This is a genomic window from Streptomyces finlayi, from assembly GCF_014216315.1.
Taxonomy (GTDB): Bacteria; Actinomycetota; Actinomycetes; order Streptomycetales; family Streptomycetaceae; genus Streptomyces; species Streptomyces finlayi_A.
In genome coordinates this window covers 6680883-6702547 of the sequence record NZ_CP045702.1, presented here as the reverse complement: position 1 = coordinate 6702547, position 21665 = coordinate 6680883, and the positions used below count along the sequence as shown (strand labels likewise).

Sequence of the window (21665 nt, the reverse complement as noted above, 5' to 3'; positions counted from 1 at the left end):
GGGTGGCGGGGCGGGCCGGGTTGCCGCTCCGCGCCTCACAGCAGGAAGAGATCATGCAGTGCGGCCATCAGCAGCAGACCGCCGATCACCGTGAGGAAGATCATCAGGGGTGGCTGGGAAAGCGCGAAGAGGCAGCCACGGGGCTCTTCGGCAGGGAGTGCGGGGGCTTCGCCCGGGGATGTGTCCACCATCTCGGGTTGATCATGACGCAGTTGAGCCCGCGCTGGCGGCCAACACTCGTTTTCCGGACGGGAGTTCACCCTTTCCGTGGCCGGGAGGAATCGATCCGGCGTCCGATCCGGCGTCACACTTTCGGAGCTTCGGGCTCTTGCTCCCGCCCCCGGCGGCTCAGCTGAGTTCGCGCAACGCGCGGAGCTGGACGCCCACTTGGGTCGCGGAGCCACCCTCGTGGTTGTTCCAGGGATTGACCTGGATCTCCTTCGGCCGTGCCCAGTGGTCGTACGCGGCGAACACCGTGGACGGCGGGCAGACCGCGTCCATCAGCGCCACCGAGTAGAGGGCACGGGTGTGGGCACGGGCGGCGAAGTTCATACCGGCGAAGTACGAGAGCGTGCGGAAGACCTGCTCGGCAGCGCCGTGCTGTGTGGAGAGGAAGCGGACGATCTCCCGGTAGGGGTCCTGGTCGGTGATCTCCACGGCCCGCCTGAAGTCGCTGAGGAAGGGAACGTCTGAACGCCACGGACACGTCAGGAATCAGCGCCACGGCGGCCCGCGCCCTGACTGCCGCCGTACACGACGATGCGCGCCGGGTCGAAATACGTACGGGCGGCCTCGACGGCTCGCACGGCGTCGGTGAACACCCGCCGGTAGCAGTACGAAGGGGTCAGCGCGGGGAGGCGCTGGAAGCGCGTACGACGAGTTCCGGCTGGAGCACCACGCCGCGGTGCTCGTGGGTGCCGGCGTCGTCGGCCTCCTCCAGGAGGAGTTCCGCCGCCATCCGTCCCATCACGACAGCGGGCTGACGCACCGAGGTGAGCGGTACGGCCGCCGCGGCGGCGAACTCGATGTCGTCGTAGCCGACGATCGCCACGTCCTGCGGGACGCGCACCCCGGCCGCGTACAGCGCCTGCAGGACGCCAAGGGCGAGGAGGTCGTTCGCGCAGAAGACAGCGGTCGGCCGGGGGACGAGTCCGAGCAGCCTGGCTCCGGCGTCGCGGCCCGCGGCGACGTCAAGGCCCTGCCCCGCTGACGCAACGTTTCACGGCCCCCGCGCACTGCCGCCGCGCACGGGCGCGGGGACTCCCCCATCGTACGGACGGTGATACCGGGTAGTCCGTCATCCTCGCCGATATCCGGTGACCCCGACCGCACCGGTACGCACGTCGCGCGTCGACGCGCTTCGACGCGCTTCGACGCGCGGGCGGGTTGCCGACCGACGCGCGGCCACCGACTGAATTGTTTCGATCCGACCGGGACCGCCACCTCCTGACCTCGAGGCGTCAAGGCCATGAATCGATTCATGCCCAGCTCGTCCCTGCGGCACCGACCCCGGCGCTCCCGCAGCGGCCCGGCACTCGGTCTCAGAGCCCGTGTTTCTTCAGGATGGCCTCGATGTCGCTGAAGTCGTCGCCGGATGCGGCGGCCTGCTCCTTCTTCGGCTTCGCACGGGGCCGCCCCGCCGGAATGCCCGACGTCGACGGGGGCGCCGACGCGGCGGGGGCGATCGCCTCACCCTGTGCCGCACGGGCCGCCTTGCGCTCGCCCCGGCTGGTTCCGCGCCGGCGTTCCACGGCACGTGTGGTCATGAAGAGCAGCCAGGCCAGCCCGAGCACTCCGAAGCCGAGCCAGACGCTCGGCTTGAAGGCGATGCCGGACACCCACTCGACGACCCCGGTCATCACCAGGCCGACCGGCACGAGCGAGTAGGCGGCGATCCGGGTGGCCGCGAGGAACCGCTTGCGGTACGCGGTGACCGCGGCGATGCCCAGGCCCGCCGCCGACGCCGCGGAAAAGATGGTCTCGGCAAGCATCGGGGCCTCCAAGCAAGGGGGAACGTCCCTTCCATCCTGCACCGCCGCTCGCGCCGGGGCCACGGCCTGCGGCCACATCAGGGACATTTCAGGGCCGCGCTCCTCCCCAGGTGCCGATTGGGAAGCTCCCTCACGGCCTGAAAGACTGATTTCATGAGCGAATCCACACCCACGGCCCCGGTCGTCCTCGACATCTGGTGCGACCTCCAGTGTCCCGACTGCTTCCGCGCCCTCACCGATGTGCACGCCCTGCGCGCCCGGTACGGCGACCGCATCGAGGTGCGGCTGCGGCACTTCCCCCTGGAGAAGAACAAGCACGCCTACGCCGCGGCCCAGGCCGCCGAGGAGGCGTACGCGCAGGGCAGCAACTGGCCGTACGTCGAAGCCCTGCTCTCCCGTACCTCCGGCCTGTCCCGCGCGGGTGAGTCCGTCCTGCTCGACGTGGCACGCGAACTCGGCCTGGACGCGGAGGAGTTCGACACCGCTCTCATCGACGGCCGGCATCTCCTGATCGTCGACGCCGACCAGGCCGAGGGCAAGGCCATCGGTGTGACCGGGACTCCGACGTATGTGATCGGCGACGAGCGACTGGACGGCGGCAAGAGCCAGGAGGGGCTCCGCGAGCGGATCGAGGAGGTCGCGGACCGGCTGCTGGCCGCGCGGGACTGACGGCCGGACCGCGGCAGCGCCCGGCGGGCCCGCTACAGCGGCTTGGCCAGGTTGTGGTTGGTCGTCGCGTAGCCGAGGGACTCGTACAGCCGGAGCGCCGGTGTGTTGGCCGCGAAGACGTGGAGTCCGAGCCGGTCCACACCGGCGGCCAGCGCCATGCCCTCGGCCTCCAGCATCAGCGCCCGGCCGTAACCGCGCCCCCGGTACTCCTCCCGCACCTCCACGTCGTAGACCCAGCCGATCAAGGAGCCGGGCCCCTTCTCGAACCGTGCCACCCAGATGTGGCCGACCACCGCCCCGTCGTGGACCAGGACGTGCAGCCGCACGCCTTCCGATGACAGTCCGTGCGGCAGCAGCCTGGCCTGGTCGGCCTCCGACTTCCGCAGGGCCTGGTCCGCCGGGACGCCGCGGTCGATCCAGTCCTGGGCGTAGGCGGTGACCGCGGTGGTCTCCCAGTGCCCGAACTCCTCCTCGGACATCGGACGCGCGACGAGTCCGCCGGGGAGGGCGGGAGGATCCTGCGGAAGTGACTTGATCATGTTCCGGCTGCGCTCGGTGTAGCCGAGCGATGCCGCCAGCCGCCGGGCGGCATCGTTGTCCGCGGGGACCTCCAGGCGGACCTGGGCACAGCCCCACCCCCGCAGGACCTCCTCGGCGGCGAGCGCGGCGATGACGCCGCGGCCCCGCCTCCGGTGGGTAGCGTCGATCCGCAGCGAGCGGAGCACGCCTGCCGTCGCTCCGAACGCCGGGTCGGTGGAGATCTCCACGGCACCGACGGGACGCCCGTTGTCGCAGACGTCGTAGGTGCGTTCCCGTGCGCCGTCGGCGCTCTGTTTGCTCGGCCCGGTCGGCCGCAGGGTGGTGGTCATCACAGGTGTTCTATCCGCTGCACGGCGGTCCGTCACCCGATTTTGCGGCTTTGCGGGTCGGGCAGCGCTCTACGGGTCGAGGTCGTCGCCCGCGCGTTCGTCGAAGACGCGCATGGCCTTGGCGGTCACCGGACCGGGGGCGCCGGGGAGCTCCCGGTCGTCGACCCGGTGGACGGCCTGGATGTCGCGGGTGGTGGAGGTCAGGAAGATCTCCTCGGCGCGGCCGAGCACCTCGGGCGTCAGCTCGGTCTCCTGCGCCCCGGTCCATTCCACCGCCAGGGCTCGGGTGATCCCGGCGAGGCAGCCCGAGGCGAGCGGCGGGGTGTGGATCTGCCCGTCGATGACGACGAAGACGTTGGAGCCGGTGCCTTCGCAGAGCTGGCCCGCCGTGTTGGTGAAGAGCGCCTCGGAGGCCCCGCGGTCGCGGGCGCGGGCGAGCGCGACGACGTTCTCGGCGTACGAGGTGGTCTTGAGCCCGGCGACCGCGCTGTGTTCGTTGCGCGTCCAGGGCACGGTGATCACGGCCGTGGAGTCGGGGCGGCGGCCCACCTCGCCCAGCGCGACGACGAGACCGGGTGCGCTGTCGCCACGGTCCGAACCGAGTGGCGAGATCCCGCCGGTGAACGTGATGCGCAGCCGGCCGAGCGGCAGGGGCGTGGCATCGATCACCGCGCGGGCGGCCCGGCGGATCTCCTCGTGATCCGGGTCCGGGAGGCCGAGGCCTCTGGCCGACCGGGTCAGCCGGTCCAGGTGCCGGGTCAGGGCGAAGGGCCGGCCTCCGACGGTCTTGACGGTCTCGAAGACGCCGTCCCCGACGGTGAGCCCGTGGTCGAGCACGGACACCCGTGCGTCGTCGGCGTCGCGCAGCTCGCCGTTGACCCAGATCATCATGGTGCGGTCCTTCCGGTCTCTTGGTAGGTGCCCGACGCTACAGCGAGCAGTCTGGACGCCTTCAGTTCGGTCTCGTCCCATTCGCGCTCCGGATCGGAGCCCCAGGTGATGCCCGCTCCGGCACCGAAGCGAAGGACCGGTGCGGCGCCGGTGCGGTCGATCCAGAACGTCCGTATCCCGACGGCGAGGGCCGCGGTGGAACGGTCGGCGTCCACCCAGCCGATCCCTCCGCAGTACGGTCCGCGTGGCGAGGTCTCCAGCGCTTCGATGATCCGCAGCGCGCTGGACTTCGGCGCCCCGGTGACGGAGCCGGGCGGAAACGTCGCCCCGAGCAGTTCGGGCCACCCCGCGCCGTCCGCGAGCCGTCCCCGCACGGTGGAGACGAGGTGGACGAGGCCGGGGTGCTTCTCCACCACGCAGAGATCGGGCACGGTGACGCTTCCGGTCGCGCAGACCCGTCCGAGGTCGTTGCGGACCAGGTCGACGATCATCACGTTCTCCGCGTAGTCCTTCTCGAGGAGATCGGACTCGGTGCGTCCGGTGCCCTTGATCGGCCCTGACTGGACGGTCCGGCCGTCCCGCTCCAGGAAGAGTTCCGGGGACGCGGTGGCGATCTCGACACCCTGGGCGGGCAGCCGAATCGTTCCCGCGTACGGAGCGGGGTTACCGCGCGCGAGCAGCGCGGTGAGCGCGTCCACGTCGCTGCCCACCGCGTCCGGCAGGGGCGCGGACATCACCCGGCACAGATTGGCCTGGTACACCTCACCTGCCGCGATGTGTTCACGGACGCGCCGGACACCGGCCATGTAGGCGGCCTTGTCCAGCGACGAGGACCAGTCCCCCACGGCGGGTCCGCGCCAGGCCCCGGGCAGGGGTGCGGGCACCGGCTCGGTCCGTACGTCGGAGAAGCGGGCGCAGAGGAGACCGCCTTCGAAGTCGGCGCTGACGGCCCAGAAGCCGGAGGAGTCGAGGGCCGCGGGATCACTGGTCACATCCCGCAGACCGGAGGCGACGAGGCCGCCGAAGCGGGCCATGGGAGCGAGGTCGTACACGTCTGTGAGTCTAGGTCGGCACGCCGTGACCTGCGCCGGGCCGAGTGCACCTCGGCAAGCTGCGCAAACGCGTTTTTGTACTGGCCCGGGAATCCGCTAGAGTTCAACACGTCGCCGGGACGCGCAAGCGAACCGGGAATGACAAGCGGACGTAGCTCAGTTGGTAGAGCGCAACCTTGCCAAGGTTGAGGTCGCCAGTTCGAACCTGGTCGTCCGCTCGCAGAAAGTGAGGGATCTTCCCGGACCCTCACTCCTGGTGGAGTGGCCGAGAGGCGAGGCAACGGCCTGCAAAGCCGTCTACACGGGTTCAAATCCCGTCTCCACCTCCAAGGACGATTAGCTCAGCGGGAGAGCACTTCCCTGACACGGAAGGGGTCACTGGTTCAATCCCAGTATCGTCCACTGGTCCGCAAGGATCCCGCGCGATTAGCTCAGCGGGAGAGCGCTTCCCTGACACGGAAGAGGTCACTGGTTCAATCCCAGTATCGCGCACGCAGTACACGCAGGGTCACCCTGCGCGATTAGCTCAGCGGGAGAGCGCTTCCCTGACACGGAAGAGGTCACTGGTTCAATCCCAGTATCGCGCACCATCCGAAAGCCCCGGTCGTCTCGACGACCGGGGCTTTCAGCGTTCCCCCCGCGGTTCGTGCCCGCAGGCCCGGACGCGGAACGTCCGGGCCGTCCGGGCCCGGCTCAGGAGGAGAAGAGCATCCGGCCGAAGCCCTTCTGACGGTGGTGGCCGTAGTGGCCGCCCTGGTGCTGCGGGGCACCCCACGCGGGGCCGGGAGCGCCGGCCGCGGGGTACGCCTGCGGGGCGGCCGGCGGCGCGGGAGCGGGCGGGGCCTGCTGCGACCACTGCGACTCCAGGCGGGTCAGGGACTCCAGCTCGCCGTAGTCGAGGAATATCCCGCGACAGCCGCTGCACTGCTCGATCTGGACACCGTTGCGGGTGTACGTGTGCATCTGCGCGTGGCACTTGGGGCACTGCATCATCTGGTCGGCTCCTCGCCGTCGGTTGGCCGTCGCCGGAATCCATGCCCGGCTGCGGTCGGTTCACCCTACGACGAGCCCTCGGCGGCCAACTCGGGCGGGAGGGACGCAATTCGGGCACAGGCGTCGATCATCAACTGCTCCACCTCATCCGGACCGCGCCCCTCCGCAGCGGACTTGGCGAAGGCCAGTGCCGCGGTCTGCACGGTCAGCGCCCGTGCTGGTACGTCCAGCTCGGGCCACGGGTCTCCCTCGGCGCGCACGGCCGGACCGCCCGCGCGGCGGTACGCGTCGAGGAAGCGCAGCCAGATGTCCGGCGGGAGCAGCCCGGCCGCGTACCAGGCCGCGGGCCGCGCGAGGTCCCAGGCCGCGTCGCCGAGACCCGCGTCGTCGACGTCGATCAGCAGCCAGGGGCCGTGCGGCGCGGGGTGGCGGACCAACTGGCCCAGGTGCAGGTCTCCGTGGCAGAGGAACCCCGCGCGGTGGCCGGGCGCCGGCGCCTCGTCACGCGCCCAGGCCGGCAGTCGGTGCCAGGCGGCCAGTACGGGATGGGTGGCCGGGTCGTCGGGCCGGGCCGCACACATCCGGGCGACGGCCAGGGCGGCCTTGACGGGGCCCCTCATCGGCGGGAGGGACAGCGGCGGCTCCGTGGCGTGGAGCCGGGCGAGGAGGACGGCCGCCTCCTCCCAGGGGGCGGCGTCGGGGTCCGACGGGTCGACGGGCGAGCCGTGCGGCCAGAGCGTGACGCGGCGGCCTTCGAGGAGGGTGCTCCCCTGGGCTGCCGGCCGGTGGTCCCGTGACCCGTGCCGGTGACCGGGTACGGGAGTGTGCGTCGCCGGGGGTCCGCCGGCGACGGGCGCGGGAAGCGGCGGGAGGAGGATGCCGGCCAGGGCGGGCATCGCGGCGAGCGCCAGGCGGGCTGTCAGAGCCGGGCCGTCGGAGTCCGGGGCGTGGGCCTTGGCCACGATCCTCCCGCGGCGGACGACCGTGCCGTCCGCGCGGTCCGCCAGCACCTGGGCGGGTGCGCAGTCGCAGGACGTGGTCCTCGGATGGGCGCCGTCGTGCGCGAGGTCGCCCAGTGCGCGTACGACCGTGGTGGTGGTCATGGACTCCCTCGGTGGGTGGCGGGCCCGGTCCTGTCACCGCTCCGGCCCCGAGCGTACGTGTCGTACGGGCCCGGACAGCGCGATGTCCGGCCAGCTCCCCAGCTGGCCGGACAAACGCTGCCGTCCGCCGCACCCCCGTCCCCACGGGGTTGTTGGCCGGATGTCCCGGTCCGGACCGCTCTTCCGGACCCGGGGCGCCGCTCAGCGCCCCAGCATCACGCCCACGGACGACGCTTGAGTGACCACCGCTTCCCAGCCGCCGAAGACGACTACGAGCAGGGCCGCCAGGGGAAGAACCATGGCCGTCGCCACCAGTGGGTGACGCGTGCCGGACGGACGGGCGCCGAACGAGGCGTGTGCCCTGCGTCCCTGCGTACGGATCATGGTCCGCATGGCCGTGTCCGACATGGTTCCTCTCCTGACCTGATGTGGAGCGGCGGGCGTGTGACCTCGGGGGACGAGTGCTCGCCCGCCGCTTGATCTCAACATTAGGGAGCCCAAGGGCACGGGTCGTCATGCCCGCGTACCGAATGCCGGGCCTCCCGGAGGATGAGCCGCCGGTGGTCGGCGTACTCCCCTGGGTGGAGATGCGGCGCTACACCTTGGGGACATCCCGGAGGGGACGCTCGGACGCTTCCTCCCTGGGAACCGGTTGTTCGACCAGGGCCAGGACTCGGGTCGCCATGAAGCGGGCGGTGCGGACCACTGATCCATTACGGGTGACTTCACTCACTTCGACCACCCCCCGGCGGACGGCCGTCTCCACCCGGCGGCCTGCCCTGGAGGCCACCACCTCGTACGTCCTGGTCGTGTCTCCGGCGTCCACGACTATCTCGACACGATCGCCCTTCATTGATCCAATCCCCCTTCTGCGACGGTCCATTGACATCTCGCATGGGGCCGGGGCGCCTGGATCCGCCGCTCCCTGACCACTCCTCAAGTTTCCCACCCGGCACTGACAATCGATTCTCCGGCGAGGGCGCGGCCTCTGAGCGTGCCGGGCGGCGGGTACGTAAGCTGTGCCTCGTCAGGCGGACCAGGCAGCGGGGATGGGCAGACATGGCGATGATGCGGCTCCGGCGCGAGGACCCGCGTCTCGTCGGCTCGTTCAGGCTGCACCGGCGGCTCGGCGCGGGCGGCATGGGTGTCGTCTATCTGGGTTCGGACCGGCGCGGCCAGCGGGTGGCGCTCAAGGTGATCCGTCCGGATCTGGCCGAGGACCAGGAGTTCCGTTCGCGTTTCGCGCGCGAGGTGTCCGCCGCCCGGAGGATTCGCGGCGGCTGTACGGCGCGCCTGGTGGCCGCCGACCTGGAGGCGGACCGGCCGTGGTTCGCGACGCAGTACGTGCCGGGCCCCTCGCTCCACGACAAGGTCGCCGAGGAGGGTCCGCTGTCGGCCGCGGAGGTGGCCTCGATCGGGGCGGCGCTCTCCGAGGGGCTGGTGGCGGTCCACGAGGCCGGGGTCGTGCACCGTGACCTGAAGCCGTCGAACATCCTCCTCTCCCCCAAGGGACCCCGGATCATCGACTTCGGTATCGCCTGGGCGACCGGGGCGAGCACGCTCACGCACGTCGGTACGGCGGTGGGCTCCCCCGGCTTCCTGGCACCCGAGCAGGTGCGGGGCGCCGCCGTGACGCCCGCCACCGACGTCTTCTCGCTGGGAGCCACACTGGCTTACGCGGCGATGGCCGACTCGCCGTTCGGGCACGGCAGTTCCGAAGTGATGCTGTACCGCGTGGTGCACGAGGAGCCGCAGCTGTACGACGTGCACGACGCGCTCGCCCCGCTGGTCCGTGCCTGCCTGGCGAAGGATCCCGAGGAGCGGCCGAGCACGCTGCAGCTGTCCATGCGGCTCAAGGAGATCGCGGCGCGCGAGGCGCAGGGGCTGCACGACAGCCGGCCTCCCGCACAGCGGTCCGCTTCGGACCCCGACCGGCCCACCGGCCGGATGGACGGCCCGTACGCCGAGCAGCAGACGCGGCGGGCGGGCGACGGCGCCGAATCGGCTGCCCGGCCGCAGGGGCAGCGGTCCGCTCCCTCCCGGCCGGCAGCGCCCCGCACCGGAGGCTCACGTCCGCAGCCGGCGCGCAGCACGACCCGCTCGGGGAAGCGGCCGCAGGGGACGAACGGTGCGCAGAGGCGTCCGGGCACCCGGTCCGGCGCCCGGACCACCTCCACGGGGCGGCGGCCCGCCAATCCACGGCTGCTTCGCCAGCGGCTGGTCGTCTTCGTCGTGGTGACGCTGCTGGTGGCGCTGGGGATCGCGGCTGCCCAGGGATGTCAGGGACCAGCGCGCGGACTGGGCGACGACGGCCGGACGCCGGAGCAGACCCGGTCACAGGCGCAGCGGGCCCAGCCGTAGGCGTGTTCCGTCAGCTCGCGGGGCGTCCGGTCGCCACGGCGTAGAAGGCGACGGCCGCCGCCGCGCCCACGTTGAGCGAGTCGACGCCGTGCGCCATGGGAATCCGTACCCATGCGTCGGCGGCCATCAGCGCCTGGGTGGACAGACCGTCGCCCTCCGCGCCGAGCATCAGTGCCACCCGTTCCAGCCGGTGGGGCGCGGCGTCGTCGATGCTCGACGCCTTTTCGTCCGGGGTGAGCGCGAGGAGTTCGAAGCCCGCCTCGCGTACGCCGTCCAGGGCCTTGGGCCAGCTGTCGAGGCGGGCGTACGGTACGGAGAACACGGCGCCCATCGACACCTTGACGGAGCGCCGGTAGAGCGGGTCCGCGCAGTCCGGGGAGAGCAGGACCGCGTCCATGCCGAGGGCGGCGGCGCTCCGGAAGATCGCACCGATGTTGGTGTGGTCGTTGACGGATTCCATGACGACGACGCGGCGCGCGGTGTGCAGGAGTTCGTCGGCGGTGGGCAGCGGCTTGCGCTGCATGGAGGCGAGGGCGCCGCGGTGCACGTGGTAGCCGGTCACCCGCTCGGCGAGCTCGGGGGTGACCGCGTACACCGGAGCGGGGACCTCGTCGATGACGTCGCGCATCACGTCGACCCACTTGGCGGAGAGGAGCATGGACCGCATCTCGTACCCGGCGTGCCTGGCCCGCCTGATGACCTTCTCGCCCTCGGCGATGAAGAGGCCTTCGGCGGGCTCGCGCCGACGCCGGAGTTCGACGTCGGTCAGACCGATGTAGTCGTGCAGGCGTGGGTCGTCGGGGTCGTCGATCGTGATGAGATCAGCCACAGGGTGATACTGCCTTGTCCGGGGTGAGGTGCCAACGGCTCGGATGAAGATCCATTCCCGCCGGTTACGGGGTGGGAGCCGCGACGGGGTCGGGGCCGACGTTCACGACGTCGCCGATGACGATCACGGCCGGCGGCCGTACGTCCTCGGCGACAGCCCGTTCGCCGACGGTGGCGAGGGTGGCGTCGACCCGGCGCTGGGCGGCCGTGGTGCCTTCCTGGACCAGCGCGACCGGGGTGTCGGGGGACTTGCCGTGGGCGATGAGCGCGGTGGCGATGGCTCCGATCTTGTCGACGGCCATCAGGAGGACGAGGGTGCCGCGCAGTTGCGCGAGTGCCGCCCAGTCGACCAGGGAACGCGGGTCTTCGGGGGCCACGTGGCCACTGACCACGGTGAACTCGTGGGCGACGCCGCGGTGGGTGACGGGGATACCGGCGGCGCCCGGGACCGAGATGGAGCTGGAGATGCCGGGTACGACGGTGCAGGGGATGCCCTCGGCGGCCAGCGCCTGGGCCTCTTCCATGCCGCGGCCGAAGACGAACGGGTCGCCGCCCTTGAGGCGGACGACGGCCTTGCCCGCCTTGGCGTGCTCGATCAGTGCCTGGTTGATCGCCTCCTGGGCCATGAAGCGGCCGTACGGGATCTTGGCGGCGTCGATCACCTCGACGTGCGGCGGGAGTTCGTCGAGCAGGTCACGCGGGCCGAGGCGGTCGGCGATGACGACGTCGGCCTCGGCGAGGAGGCGGCGGCCCCGGACCGTGATCAGGTCGGGGTCGCCGGGGCCGCCGCCGACGAGCGAGACGCCCGGGGTGCGCGTGCGGTGGTGCGGGGCGGTGAGTGTGCCGTCGCGCAGGCCCTCGACGATGGCGTCACGTATCGCGGCGGAGTGGCGGGGGTCGCGGCCCTGGGAGGTGGTGGTGAGCACAGCGACGGTGACGCCCTCGCTGCGGCCGGTCGCCGGGGTCCAGGCGGTGGCGGCTTCGGCGTCGTCGCTGCGGACGCACCAGGTGCGGGTGCGCTCGGCCTCGGCGGACGCGGCGTCGTTCGCGGCGGCGTCGGTGGAGGCGATGAGGGCGTACCAGGTGTCGGTGAGATCGCCGTCCTGGTAGCGGCGGCGCTCCCAGCGGATCTCGCCGGCGTCGGCCATCGCCTCGACGGAGGGGGTCGCGGAGGGGGACACCAGGGTGATGTCGGCGCCGGCCGCGATGAGCGCGGGAAGGCGGCGCTGCGCGACCTGGCCACCGCCGACGACGACTACGCGGCGCCCGCGCAGGCGCAGTCCGACGGGGTAGGCGGGATGCTCGGCGTGCTCGGCCATGGCTGTGCGGGCTCCTCGTGCAGGGGTGCAGATGCGGTGTGCTGCGGGCCGCTGCGGCGGTGGAGCGGCTGTGACGTGCGGGGACTGTGGCGGGGTGGGGCGTGGGACCACGATACGGGGTGCGGTGTGCGGAGCCCGTGTGTGCGGGCGGGGACAGGGCGACTGCGGCGGTCTGTCCCCCTGCCGGACCCTTCCCGGGGGCGTGGTTCCGAGGGCCGGGGGCGTGGGCCGACAACATGCTGCGGGTGTTCGCCGGGGCACGTCGGCGGCGGGGGCCGGGGACCGTGGCGAAGCCCCGGTCCCCGGCCCTGGACTACTTCTCCGTGACGCCTGCCGAGTCGAACGTCGCCACCTCGTGCATCGCGCGGGCGGCGCTCTGCACGATGGGGAGTGCGAGGAGCGCTCCCGTGCCTTCGCCGAGGCGGAGGTCCAGGTCCACCAGGGGGCGCAGACCCAGCTTGTTCAGCGCGGCGACGTGGCCCGGCTCCGCGCTGCGGTGACCGGCGATGCAGGCCGCGAGGGCCTCGGGGGCGATGGCCCTGGCGACCAGAGCCGCTGCTCCGGCGCTCACGCCGTCCAGGATGACGGGGGTGCGCAGCGAGGCACCGCCGAGCAGGAACCCGGCCATCGCCGCATGCTCCAGACCGCCGACCGCCGCGAGCACGCCGATGGGGTCGGACGGGTCGGGCTGGTGCAGATCGAGGGCCCGGCGGACCACATCGACCTTGCGGGCGTGCATCTCGTCGTTGATCCCGGTGCCACGACCGGTCACCTCGGCCGGGTCGATTCCCGTGTACACGCAGATCAGCGCCGCGGAAGCCGTCGTGTTGGCGATACCCATCTCGCCGGTCAGCAGGCCCTTGTTGCCGGCCGCGACGAGGTCGCGAGCCGTCTCGATACCCACCTCGATCGCGGCCAGCACCTCCTCGCGGCTCAGCGCGGGACCGGTCGTGAAGTCGGCCGTTCCCGCACGGACCTTGCGGGGAAGGAGTCCGGGAGTCGCGGGCAGTTCCGAGGCGACACCGACGTCCACCACACAGACCTCGGCGCCGACCTGGGCCGCGAAGGCGTTGCACACGGCTCCGCCGCCGAGGAAGTTCGCGACCATCTGGGCGGTCACTTCCTGCGGCCAGGCCGTGACGCCCTGGGCGTGCACCCCGTGGTCCCCTGCGAAGATCGCGACAGCCGCGGGCTCCGGGATCGGCGGGGGGCACATGCGGGAAAGCCCGGAGAGCTGCGCGGAGATGATCTCCAGCATGCCGAGGGCGCCCGCCGGCTTGGTCATCCGCTTCTGGCGTTCCCATGCCTCGCCGAGCGCCTTGGCGTCCAGCGGGCGGATGTTGGAGATGGTCTCCTGGAGCAGGTCGTGCGGCTCCTCGCCGGGCAGGGCGCGGCGGCCGTACGTCTCCTCATGCACGACCCACGACAGCGGGCGGCGCTTGGACCAGCCCGCCTGCATCAGCTCGGGCTCCTCGGGGAACTCGTCGACGTAACCGACACACAGGTACGCGACGATTTCGAGGTGCTCGGGCAGACCGAGGGCGCGGACCATCTCGCGCTCGTCGAAGAAGCTGACCCAGCCGACGCCGAGTCCTTCGGCCCTGGCGGCGAGCCAGAGGTTCTCCACGGCGAGCGCCGAGGAGTAGGGGGCCATCTGCGGCTGGGTGTGCCGGCCGAGGGTGTGGCGACCGCCACGGGTGGGATCGGCGGTGACGACGATGTTCACGGGCGTGTCGAGGATGGCCTCGATCTTCATTTCCTTGAACTGCTTGGCGCGGCCCTTGGGAAGCGACTTCGCGTACGCGTCGCGCTGCTGCTGCGCCAGTTCGTGCATGGAACGCCGGGTCTCCGCCGAGCGGATGACGACGAAGTCCCATGGCTGCGAGTGACCCACGCTGGGCGCGGTGTGAGCGGCCTCCAGGACGCGGAGCAGCACCTCGTGCGGGATCGGATCGCTGCGGAATCCGTTACGGATGTCGCGGCGCTCGCGCATCACACGGAGCACCGCTTCACGCTCGGCGTCGTCGTAGGCGGGGGCGGGCGGGGAGACGGCGACGGGTGCGGCGCGCTCCTCGGCCGGGTGGAGGGCTTCTGCCGCTTCTGCCGCTTCTGTGGTCTCTGCGGCTTCGGGTGCCGGGAGCGCTTCGGGTGCTTCCGTCGCTTCGGGGGCTTCTGACGTGTGAGGGGCTTCTGGCGCGTGAGGGGCTTCGGCGGCCTCTGCTGCCTCGGGTGCCACGGGTGCCACAGGCGCTGCTGCTGACTCCGGTACGTCGGCTGCTTCGGCCGCTTCGGCCACCGGTGCGGGTTCCTCGGCGGAGGCTTCGACCGGGAGCGCTGCCGGCGCCGTGACAGCGTGCGCCGGTTCCGGCGTCTCCGGCGTTTCCGGCGTCTCGATGGTCTCGGGACCGGTGGCGGCCTCCGGTTCGGCGTCGGGCACCTGGGGCGGCTCGGCCGCCGCGACCGGTTCCGGCTCAGGAAGCGGCTCGGGCTCGATGTCCACCACTGCTTCGGGCTCGGGCTCGGCCGGCTCGGGCGTCGGCACCGTCTCGGCCACGGGTGCTGCGACCGGCTCGGGTGCGGGCACAGGCTCCGGCTGGGGCTCGACCGCTGCTACGGGTTCCGGCTCCTGGGCGGGGGCGGGGGCCACGGCCTCCGGCGTTGTCGGCTGCTCGGCCACGGCTGCCGCCTCAGCGGCCACGGGCTGCTCGGGTACCGGCGTCGGGGCCAGGTGCGGTGTCGTGGGCACGGAGCCCTCCACCGCCACGAACCGGCCCATGGTGTCGCCCTCGGCCACGGGGGCGGGAGCAGGGGCGGGAGCGGGAGTAGCGGGAGGGGCCACTGCCTCGGCCGCCTCGGCCACTGCCTCCGCTTCAGCGGGCGCCTCCACCGCAGCCTCCACCGCAGCCTCGGCAGGCACCTCCGCCGGGGTCTCGGCGGCCGGCACCGCGGCGGGCTCGGGGGCGGGCTCTGCGACCGGCTCCGGGACGACCGTTACTGCTGCGCCGACAGGGGCCACGGGCGCAGGAGGGGCGGCAGGGACAGCCGGTGCCACTGCAGCCTCCGGTACCACTGCAGCCACCGGGGCCTCTGGAGCCACCGGAGCGGCCTGCTGGGACACCTGCTCCGGCTGCGCTGCCTGAGGAACGGCCGGCTGCGGGGGCTGGGCGGCCCACGGGCCCTGGGCCTGCGGCGGGATCTCGTTCACCTGCGGGCCCGTCTGCGGGGCGTCGCCCGTCGGCAGGTCGAACGCCGCCTGATCGAAGTACTCGGGGCCCGTCGTCGGCAGTCCCGCGTGCCGGGCCGGTGCCGGGGTCTGCGCCTGGGGCTGCGGTGCCACCGTGGGGCCCCGGTCGGCAAGTGAGCGGACCACTCCACCGCTCGGGGTGCCGCCACTCGGCGTACTGCCGAAGGACGGCGCCTCGGTGGAGGCGGGACCCCGGTGCAGCGGCCGGCGGGGCGGAGCGGCAGCGGCCTGGGCGCCCACGGGGACCGGCTCGGGTGCCTGGACCTGCGCCGGAGCCGGTGCGGCAGCGGGGAAGCGCACTCCGTTGAGGTCCACGGAACCGGAGTCACGGCCGCCGGACTCGTGCGTCCCCGCGACCTGCTCCGCCGGCCGGGCGGCCTGGACCTGATGACCGTACGCGTACTCCTGCGGCGGGGCCTGCGTGGCCGTCCGCGCCGGGGCCTGCGGGTAGGACTGCGGCTGGTACACGGCCTGCTCGGGTGCCGGTGCGTACGCCGTCTGCTCGGCCGGAGCCGCGTGCGGGTCGCTCCAGGCGCCCTGGGAAGTGGGCATCAGGAGAAGGTCGTCGTCCTCGGGTACGTGCTCGGAGGGTTCGAGGAAGGTGTAGGCGTCCGGGGCGGGGACGCCCGGCTGCTCCACCATGCCTGCGTTCTCCGGCAGTCCCTCGCCCGGGATCTGGCCGGTGTCAGTCATGCGTACCCCTCGCCCATCGTCAGTGCTCCTTCGGCCCTTCGCCCGGGGCGCCCGAACCACGGCACGCCGGTGCTCGTCAACAAGAACGAGCGGGCTCGCCGCGCGGCACGAATCGCCCGCGGAGATACACATTCTCGCGGCCGTTCGCCGCCGCGGCAGCCACTTCTGCCACGGCTCGCTGTGGACTGCGCCACGTTGCGCGTCCCCCGGTTGTGCCGTACCACAGCGGGGACCAAAACGGTTCCCTTTTCCGGACATTGACGAACGAAGCGACGAACGGCCGGGCACGGTACAACAATCGGCCAGCCTACCTCCCGCCGTCTCCGACCGGGTCAGGGGGCGAGGTCCGAACGCACGCCGGAGAGGAGGAAGACGACAGAGCGTTCGCGCTCCGACCATGCGGACGTGTCGAGTTCGACGGTCTGGAGGAGGGCGCAGTCGACCCGGTATCCGTTCGCCGCGAGTGCGCCGCCGAGTGCTTCCGCCTCGTCCCGGGTGGAGGCGTGCGTGACGATACGTTCGGGGCGGCGGTCCGCCACGGCGGTGACGACGGGGACGCCGCCGCCGCCGATCCGTACGACATCGGGCTCGGGCAGGCGTTCCAGGACGTGCGGCGCCCGGCCCTGGACGACCTGGACCGGGACGCCGAACGTACGGGCCGCGGCTGTGGTGCGCGCACACGCCTCCGGGTCGCTGTCCACCGCGAGGACGGCCGCACCGAAGCGGGCCGCTTCGACCGCCAGGGCGCCGCTGCCGGAGCCGATGTCCCAGACGAGGTCGCCGGTCCGGGGGCCGAGGCGGGCCAACTGGGCGGCCCGCAGACCCGGGAACTCGCCCTCGCCGGTCTCTCCCACGGTGTCCGCCCCACCGTCGCGGTACGCGTCGGCGGGCAGCGCCCAGCCGCGTACGCCCCGGGGGTAGGCGGGATCGCGGCCGGCGATCCAGGCACCGGTGGCGGTGGTCTCGGGGCCGCCGCCTATGACGATGACGACGTTCGGGTCGCGCCAGGAGTGGTCGGCCACCCTGTCCGAGGTGAGGACGGTGACCTGTTCGCGGTCGGTGCCGAGCTCCTCGCAGATCACGAAGGTGCGGTGCACCCCGTCGAGGAGGAGGGCGAGTTCGGCGGGTCCCGCACCGGGCGAGGTGAGGACGGCGACCTTGTGGTGGGCGCGGCAGACGTTGACGGCGCGGCGCAGCGTACGGGGGTGGGCGACGACGATCTGGGCGTCGTCCCACGGCATTCCGGCACGGGCGAAGGCGGCGGCGACGGGGGAGACGGCGGGGACGACTTCGACTTCCAGGCCGTGCTCGGGTGCGCGCAGAGTGCGTACGACGCCGAAGAAACCGGGGTCGCCGTCGGCGAGGACCACGGCGCTGCCGCGGTGTGCGGCGATCCGGCGGCCGGCGAGGTCCACGCTGCCGAGGCGGATGCGTTCGGCTCGTTCGGGGACTTCGGGGAGTGCGAGGTGGTGCGCGGCTCCGGCGACGAGCGTGGCGGCCGAGAGGGCGGCGTTGGCGGCCCTGCTCAGGGGTGAGCCGTCCCAGCCGATCACCGTGACCCGGTCGGCCATCGTCGTCAGTCTCCTGAAGGGTGTCGCAGGCGGGCACTGCCCGCGGGTGGCGGGCACGGTGAGAGTACCTGGTCCGTACCTGGCCGGGTCCGGCGGCCGCTCGTTGTCAGTTCCAGTCGTTGTAGCTGCCGTAGCCGCCCGCGTCGGCGAGCTGCTCGGCGACCCCTTCGAGGTCTTCGGGGAGGAGGCCCCAGACGATCAGGTCGGTCCTGATGTCGGTCCAGCCGCCGTCGGTGCCGTTCTCGGTCCGCGTACGGGCTATCCGCGCGTTGCGCAGGACGCCTTCGCTGATGCAGCCCAGCTTCTGGGCGACCTGCTGGGAGGCGGTGTTGTCGGCGGGGGTGCGCAGCTCGATGCGTTCGAAGTGCTGGTCGCGGAAGAGCCATTCGGCGAGGGCCAGGACGGATTCGGTGGCGTATCCCTCGCCGCGCGCCCAGGGTGCGGTGATGTAGCGGACCTCGGTGGCCAGGGTGCGCCAGTCGGTGTTGAGGAGCCGGACCGATCCGACGAGGCGCTGGGTGAGGAACTCGGTGACGGCGAAGACGATGCCGCTGCCCTGGGTGCGCTCGGCAGGAGCGATCCTGCGGACCCACCGTTCGGCGTCCACCTGGGTGTAGGGGTGGGGGCTTTCGGTCCAGGCGGTGACGAGTTCGTCGTTCATCATCTCGATGTACGCGGGGACGTCGGCCATGTCGAAGGGGCGCAGCACCAATCTGTCCGTGCTGATGGAGATGGACGGAAAGGTGGTAGTCATGCGCAGCTCCATGCCGAAGACCGTGTAAAGGCACAGCATGCAGCATCCGCCGGGCGTCACGCATGGCCGGGTCGGTACGGCGGAGCCCCGCACACCCGGTGGGGGTGTGCGGGGCCCGGTGGGCAAGTGCCGTCAGGGTGTCAGGACTTGGCGGGGTTTCCGAAGGCCGGGACGATGGAGCCCTGGTAGGTGTCCTCGATGAACTTCTTGACCTCGTCGGAGTTCAGGAGCTTCGCGAGCTTCTGGACGCGGGCGTCCTTCTCGTTGCCCTCCTTGACGGCGAGGAAGTTGGCGTAGGGGTTGTCCTCGGCCTTCTCCAGGGCCAAGGAGTCCTTGCCGGGCTCGAGGTCCGCCTCGATGGCGTAGTTGCCGTTGATGACGGCGGCGTCCACATCGCTCAGGGCGCGGGGCACGGTCGCGGCCTCCAGCTCCTTGAACTCCAGGCCCTTCTTGTCCGTGATGTCGCTGAGCTCGGCGCTGGTACCGACACCGGGCTCGAGGGTGATCAGGCCGTTCTCGGCGAGGAGCTGAAGGGCGCGGCCCTCGTTCGTGGTGTCATTGGGGACGGCGATGGTCTGGCCGGACCTGATGTCCTTGATGTCCTTGACGCTCTCGGAGTAGAGGCCGAGGGGTTCCAGGTGCACGTTGACGACCGGGACGATGTGGGTGTCGTTCTGCTTGTTGAAGTCGTCCAGGTACGGCTTGTGCTGGAAGAAGTTGGCGTCGACCTGGCCGGTCTCGGTCGCGGTGTTCGGCAGGACGTAGTCCGTGAACTCCTTGACCTCCAGCTTGAGGCCCGCCCTGTCGGCCAGGTTCTTCTTGACGTAGTTCAGGATGTCGCCGTGCGGCGTCGGGGACGCCGCGACGACGAGTGCCTTGGAGGTGTCGGCCTGGGCGCCGGTCTCGCTCTTGGCTGCCGGGTCGGAGGTCGTACCGCAGGCGCTGAGCCCGAGGGCAAGGGCGGCGGTGGCGGCGGCAGCAGCGGTGATCTTGATGTTCTTACGCACGAAGAGTGCCTCTTTCGGTGGTGATGGTGGAGCGCCCGGACAAGGAGTTCGGGCTTGGTGGGGAGGGAAGGTCTCAGGTGGTGCGCCCCCGGCGGGCCAAGAGGCGTACGGCTCCGTCGCCGATCAGCTGGACCACGGTGACGATGACGACCAGGAGCACGACGGTGACGAGCATGAACTGGTTGTCGAAGCGCTGGAATCCGTAGGTGACGGCCTTGGAGCCGAGTCCTTCGCCGCCGACGGCGCCGGCCATCGCGGAGTAGCCGATGAGGACGATGACGGTGGTGGTGACGCCTGAGACGAGCGAGGGCAGGGCCTGCGGGAGGAGGACCTTGCGGACGATCGTCGGGATGGACCCGCCCATGGACTGGACGGCTTCGACGAGGCCGTGGTCGACCTCCCGGACCGCCGTCTCGACGAGCCGGGCGAAGAAGGGGATGGCGCCGACGGCGAGCGGAACGATCATGGCCGTGGGACCGATGAACGTGCCGACGACCCAGGTGGTGAAGGGGATCAGCGCGATCAGCAGGATGATGAAGGGCAGCGAGCGGCCGATGTTCACGATCACGCCGATGACCTTGTTGACCGGGGTGTTCGCGAGCAGTCCGCCCTTGTCGGTGAGGACGAGCAGAACACCGAGCGGCAGGCCGGCCAGGACGGTGACGAGCGCGGACCACAGCACCATGTAGAGGGTGTCGACGGTGCCCTGGGTCAGCAGCGGCTGCATTTCGGACCAGGTCACTTGACGGCCTCCTTGGCGAGCGGGGCGGGCTTGGCGAGCGGGGCGGGGACGATCCGGGCGGGTACGCCGGGGGCTTCCGGGTCCACGACCTCGGCCTGGAGGCCCTGCTCGCGCAGGAAGCCGATGGGGACGACGTTCTCCTCGAAGCGGCCGGGGAGCTCGATGCGCATGCGGCCGATCTGGTTGCCGCCGACGGTGTCCATGGCGGCCCCGAGAATCGAGATGTCGACGTTGTACGTACGGGAGAGCTGGGAGATCACCGGCCGGCCGGTGGCCTCGCCGTGGAACGTGACGTCGACGACCGTGCTGTCGGGGCCGGTTGCCGCGCCTCCGACGGGGAACAGCTCGTGGGCCAGTTCGGAGCCGGGGGTGGCCAGGAGCTCGCGGACGGTGCCGGACTCGACGACCTGGCCCTTGCGCATCAGCGCGGCCGAGTCGCAGACCGTCTTGACGACGTCCATCTCGTGCGTGATGAGCAGGACGGTGAGGCCGAGCTGCTGATTGAGGTCGCGCAGCAGCTGGAGGACCGAGCGGGTGGTCTCGGGGTCGAGTGCGGAGGTCGCCTCGTCGGAGAGCAGCACCTTGGGGTCGCCGGCGAGGGCGCGGGCGATGCCGACGCGCTGCTTCTGGCCGCCGGAGAGCTGGCCCGGGTACGCCTTCGCCTTGTCGGAGAGGCCGACCAGGTCGAGCAGTTCCAGGGCCTTGCGGGCGCGCTCACGGCCGGAGACGCCGAGGATCTCCAGGGGGAGCTCCACGTTGTCCTGGACGGTGCGGGAGGCCAGCAGGTTGAAGTGCTGGAAGACCATACCGATGCGGCTGCGTGCCGCCCGGAGCTCCTTGCCGGCGCGGGGGCCCCGGCCCGCGAGTGCGGTGAGGTCCTGGCCGTCGACGGTCACGGTCCCGGAGGTGGGTCGTTCCAGCAGGTTGACGCAGCGGATCAGGGAGGACTTTCCGGCGCCGCTCTGTCCGATGACGCCGTACACCTCACCCTCGCGGACGTGCAGGTCGACGCCGTCGAGGGCGGTGACCTCTCGGCCGCGCGACTGGTAGACCTTCGTGAGGCCCGTAGTGGTGATCACAGGGTTTCCGTCACTGTCGAGTGCGCGGCGCGGTGTCCGCCGGGCACGGGGCATTCGTCCGATACGACTGTTCGCAGTTGGTTGACCGGTCAGGTCTCGGCGCGGCTGATCGCGGCGGGACGGCCGGGAGGCTGCGCAGACCCGGGCAGCACGTTCCGCTGGGTGCGGACGGCAGGGGCTCGGTCTCGCTTCGGGGCGTGAGACTCAGGCGGGGGCCCTCAGAAGGCGCGCATTCGACACATACAACGAGCACCGGGCGTGGTGATCGCCTCGGTCGCAGGGATGCGGCAGCTCGTCGTGGTCATGGGCCCAAGTAAAACAGACGTCATGCCTCCGCCGAGCCGACTGTCCGGATAGCGGACAAGCCTGGACGGTACGCCCGCGCGCCTCTTCTGGCGGTGCGGGATCGGGCGGACACGGCTATGACCTGCGTCGATACGGGTGCGTCGGTGGGGAGGGCCGGGGCCGCCGCGGTCCGGTGGCGGCGGCCGCTGTGGCC

The 21665-nt window shown here is 71.7% G+C and carries 21 protein-coding genes, 5 tRNA genes and 1 pseudogene; 7 read left to right on the top strand and 20 right to left on the bottom strand.

What is annotated here, in order from left to right:
• Positions 1-35: 35 nt before the first annotated feature.
• The 5 genes and pseudogenes from F0344_RS30750 to F0344_RS30735 form a co-directional block, all read right to left on the bottom strand.
• Positions 36-191, bottom strand: a complete 156-nt coding sequence (locus F0344_RS30750; RefSeq protein ID WP_185301874.1) for a hypothetical protein — start codon at positions 189-191, stop codon at positions 36-38.
• A gap of 157 nt (positions 192-348) precedes the next feature.
• Complete coding sequence (locus F0344_RS36620; RefSeq protein WP_308460996.1) at positions 349-657, bottom strand: acetylxylan esterase; 309 nt, start codon at positions 655-657, stop codon at positions 349-351.
• Between the two features lie 50 nt (positions 658-707).
• Complete coding sequence (locus F0344_RS36615) at positions 708-821, bottom strand: acetylxylan esterase (protein WP_308460995.1); 114 nt, start codon at positions 819-821, stop codon at positions 708-710.
• 23 nt (positions 822-844) lie between these two features.
• Positions 845-1195: pseudogene (locus F0344_RS30740) on the bottom strand (substrate-binding domain-containing protein); the annotation flags it as partial.
• A 346-nt stretch (positions 1196-1541) separates the two neighbouring features.
• A complete protein-coding gene (locus F0344_RS30735; protein WP_185301873.1) occupies positions 1542-1991 on the bottom strand; it encodes a hypothetical protein in 450 nt (149 codons plus the stop codon).
• Between the two features lie 153 nt (positions 1992-2144).
• On the opposite strand from F0344_RS30735, the gene F0344_RS30730 reads away from it, so the two are divergent.
• Positions 2145-2660, top strand: a complete 516-nt coding sequence (locus F0344_RS30730; RefSeq protein ID WP_185301872.1) for a DsbA family protein — start codon at positions 2145-2147, stop codon at positions 2658-2660.
• A gap of 32 nt (positions 2661-2692) precedes the next feature.
• Here F0344_RS30730 and F0344_RS30725 read toward each other — a convergent pair whose 3' ends face one another.
• From F0344_RS30725 to F0344_RS30715, 3 genes are all read right to left on the bottom strand, one after another.
• A complete protein-coding gene (locus F0344_RS30725) occupies positions 2693-3529 on the bottom strand; it encodes a GNAT family N-acetyltransferase (protein WP_185301871.1) in 837 nt (278 codons plus the stop codon).
• A 69-nt stretch (positions 3530-3598) separates the two neighbouring features.
• Positions 3599-4420 carry an aminotransferase class IV gene (locus F0344_RS30720; RefSeq protein ID WP_185301870.1) on the bottom strand — a complete coding sequence of 274 codons (822 nt, stop codon included), beginning with the start codon at positions 4418-4420 and terminating at the stop codon, positions 3599-3601.
• Positions 4417-5454 carry a chorismate-binding protein gene (locus F0344_RS30715; protein ID WP_185302968.1) on the bottom strand — a complete coding sequence of 346 codons (1038 nt, stop codon included), beginning with the start codon at positions 5452-5454 and terminating at the stop codon, positions 4417-4419. Before F0344_RS30715 ends, F0344_RS30720 begins: the two co-directional genes overlap by 4 nt.
• A 163-nt stretch (positions 5455-5617) precedes the next feature.
• On the opposite strand from F0344_RS30715, the gene F0344_RS30710 reads away from it, so the two are divergent.
• From F0344_RS30710 to F0344_RS30690, 5 genes are all read left to right on the top strand, one after another.
• Positions 5618-5690 (top strand) — tRNA-Gly (locus F0344_RS30710).
• Positions 5691-5727: 37 nt separating this feature from the next.
• Positions 5728-5801: transfer RNA gene (locus F0344_RS30705), tRNA-Cys, on the top strand.
• Between the two features lies 1 nt (position 5802).
• Positions 5803-5874 (top strand) — tRNA-Val (locus F0344_RS30700).
• Between the two features lie 18 nt (positions 5875-5892).
• A tRNA-Val gene (locus tag F0344_RS30695) sits at positions 5893-5964 on the top strand.
• A gap of 23 nt (positions 5965-5987) precedes the next feature.
• A tRNA-Val gene (locus tag F0344_RS30690) sits at positions 5988-6062 on the top strand.
• A 103-nt stretch (positions 6063-6165) separates the two neighbouring features.
• Here F0344_RS30690 and F0344_RS30685 read toward each other — a convergent pair.
• The 4 genes from F0344_RS30685 to F0344_RS30670 form a co-directional block, all read right to left on the bottom strand.
• Positions 6166-6465, bottom strand: coding sequence for a TFIIB-type zinc ribbon-containing protein (locus tag F0344_RS30685; protein ID WP_185301869.1), 300 nt, complete (start codon positions 6463-6465; stop codon positions 6166-6168).
• A gap of 65 nt (positions 6466-6530) precedes the next feature.
• Positions 6531-7568, bottom strand: a complete 1038-nt coding sequence (locus tag F0344_RS30680) for a phosphotransferase family protein (protein ID WP_185301868.1) — start codon at positions 7566-7568, stop codon at positions 6531-6533.
• A gap of 201 nt (positions 7569-7769) precedes the next feature.
• Positions 7770-7976, bottom strand: coding sequence for a hypothetical protein (locus tag F0344_RS30675; RefSeq protein WP_185301867.1), 207 nt, complete (start codon positions 7974-7976; stop codon positions 7770-7772).
• 187 nt (positions 7977-8163) lie between these two features.
• Positions 8164-8421: a hypothetical protein gene (locus tag F0344_RS30670; RefSeq protein ID WP_185301866.1), complete on the bottom strand. Its 258-nt coding sequence runs from the start codon at positions 8419-8421 to the stop codon at positions 8164-8166.
• Between the two features lie 206 nt (positions 8422-8627).
• Between F0344_RS30670 and F0344_RS30665 the strand changes: the two genes are divergently transcribed.
• A complete protein-coding gene (locus F0344_RS30665) occupies positions 8628-9929 on the top strand; it encodes a serine/threonine-protein kinase (protein WP_185301865.1) in 1302 nt (433 codons plus the stop codon).
• A gap of 10 nt (positions 9930-9939) precedes the next feature.
• Here F0344_RS30665 and F0344_RS30660 read toward each other — a convergent pair whose 3' ends face one another.
• The 8 genes from F0344_RS30660 to F0344_RS30625 all read right to left on the bottom strand — a co-directional run bounded on the left by F0344_RS30660 (position 9940) and on the right by F0344_RS30625 (position 21166).
• Positions 9940-10758, bottom strand: coding sequence for a TrmH family RNA methyltransferase (locus tag F0344_RS30660; RefSeq protein ID WP_185301864.1), 819 nt, complete (start codon positions 10756-10758; stop codon positions 9940-9942).
• 64 nt (positions 10759-10822) lie between these two features.
• Positions 10823-12076, bottom strand: coding sequence for a uroporphyrinogen-III C-methyltransferase (gene cobA, locus F0344_RS30655; RefSeq protein WP_185301863.1), 1254 nt, complete (start codon positions 12074-12076; stop codon positions 10823-10825).
• Between the two features lie 313 nt (positions 12077-12389).
• The gene (cobT, locus tag F0344_RS30650; protein ID WP_185301862.1) at positions 12390-16013 is read right to left on the bottom strand and encodes a nicotinate-nucleotide--dimethylbenzimidazole phosphoribosyltransferase; all 3624 of its coding nucleotides are present in this window, start codon (positions 16011-16013) and stop codon (positions 12390-12392) included.
• A gap of 332 nt (positions 16014-16345) precedes the next feature.
• Entirely contained in the window at positions 16346-17584 is a 1239-nt protein-coding gene (gene cbiE, locus F0344_RS30645) for a precorrin-6y C5,15-methyltransferase (decarboxylating) subunit CbiE (protein WP_185301861.1), read from the bottom strand.
• Between the two features lie 106 nt (positions 17585-17690).
• Positions 17691-18377, bottom strand: coding sequence for a GNAT family N-acetyltransferase (locus tag F0344_RS30640; protein ID WP_185301860.1), 687 nt, complete (start codon positions 18375-18377; stop codon positions 17691-17693).
• 101 nt (positions 18378-18478) lie between these two features.
• On the bottom strand, positions 18479-19345 hold the full coding sequence (locus F0344_RS30635; RefSeq protein ID WP_185301859.1) for a MetQ/NlpA family ABC transporter substrate-binding protein: 867 nt from the start codon (positions 19343-19345) through the stop codon (positions 18479-18481).
• A gap of 73 nt (positions 19346-19418) precedes the next feature.
• Positions 19419-20087 (bottom strand): methionine ABC transporter permease, encoded by a 669-nt coding sequence (locus tag F0344_RS30630; protein WP_185301858.1) that lies wholly within the window; start codon positions 20085-20087, stop codon positions 19419-19421.
• Positions 20084-21166 carry a methionine ABC transporter ATP-binding protein gene (locus F0344_RS30625; protein WP_185301857.1) on the bottom strand — a complete coding sequence of 361 codons (1083 nt, stop codon included), beginning with the start codon at positions 21164-21166 and terminating at the stop codon, positions 20084-20086. The genes F0344_RS30630 and F0344_RS30625 overlap by 4 nt, the downstream gene beginning before the upstream one ends.
• Positions 21167-21665 lie beyond the last annotated feature (499 nt).

Excerpts from the sequence above, each read along its gene's own strand:
- F0344_RS30750 (WP_185301874.1), bottom strand. The coding sequence starts at position 191 with ATGGTGGACACATCCCCGGGCGAAGCCCCCGCACTCCCTGCCGAAGAG.
- F0344_RS30735 (WP_185301873.1), bottom strand. The coding sequence starts at position 1,991 with ATGCTTGCCGAGACCATCTTTTCCGCGGCGTCGGCGGCGGGCCTGGGC.
- F0344_RS30730 (WP_185301872.1), top strand. The coding sequence starts at position 2,145 with ATGAGCGAATCCACACCCACGGCCCCGGTCGTCCTCGACATCTGGTGC.
- F0344_RS30725 (WP_185301871.1), bottom strand. The coding sequence starts at position 3,529 with ATGACCACCACCCTGCGGCCGACCGGGCCGAGCAAACAGAGCGCCGAC.
- F0344_RS30720 (WP_185301870.1), bottom strand. The coding sequence starts at position 4,420 with ATGATGATCTGGGTCAACGGCGAGCTGCGCGACGCCGACGACGCACGG.
- F0344_RS30715 (WP_185302968.1), bottom strand. The coding sequence starts at position 5,454 with ATGGCCCGCTTCGGCGGCCTCGTCGCCTCCGGTCTGCGGGATGTGACC.
- F0344_RS30685 (WP_185301869.1), bottom strand. The coding sequence starts at position 6,465 with ATGATGCAGTGCCCCAAGTGCCACGCGCAGATGCACACGTACACCCGC.
- F0344_RS30680 (WP_185301868.1), bottom strand. The coding sequence starts at position 7,568 with ATGACCACCACCACGGTCGTACGCGCACTGGGCGACCTCGCGCACGAC.
- F0344_RS30675 (WP_185301867.1), bottom strand. The coding sequence starts at position 7,976 with ATGTCGGACACGGCCATGCGGACCATGATCCGTACGCAGGGACGCAGG.
- F0344_RS30670 (WP_185301866.1), bottom strand. The coding sequence starts at position 8,421 with ATGAAGGGCGATCGTGTCGAGATAGTCGTGGACGCCGGAGACACGACC.
- F0344_RS30665 (WP_185301865.1), top strand. The coding sequence starts at position 8,628 with ATGGCGATGATGCGGCTCCGGCGCGAGGACCCGCGTCTCGTCGGCTCG.
- cobA (WP_185301863.1), bottom strand. The coding sequence starts at position 12,076 with ATGGCCGAGCACGCCGAGCATCCCGCCTACCCCGTCGGACTGCGCCTG.
- cobT (WP_185301862.1), bottom strand. The coding sequence starts at position 16,013 with ATGACTGACACCGGCCAGATCCCGGGCGAGGGACTGCCGGAGAACGCA.
- cbiE (WP_185301861.1), bottom strand. The coding sequence starts at position 17,584 with ATGGCCGACCGGGTCACGGTGATCGGCTGGGACGGCTCACCCCTGAGC.
- F0344_RS30640 (WP_185301860.1), bottom strand. The coding sequence starts at position 18,377 with ATGCTGTGCCTTTACACGGTCTTCGGCATGGAGCTGCGCATGACTACC.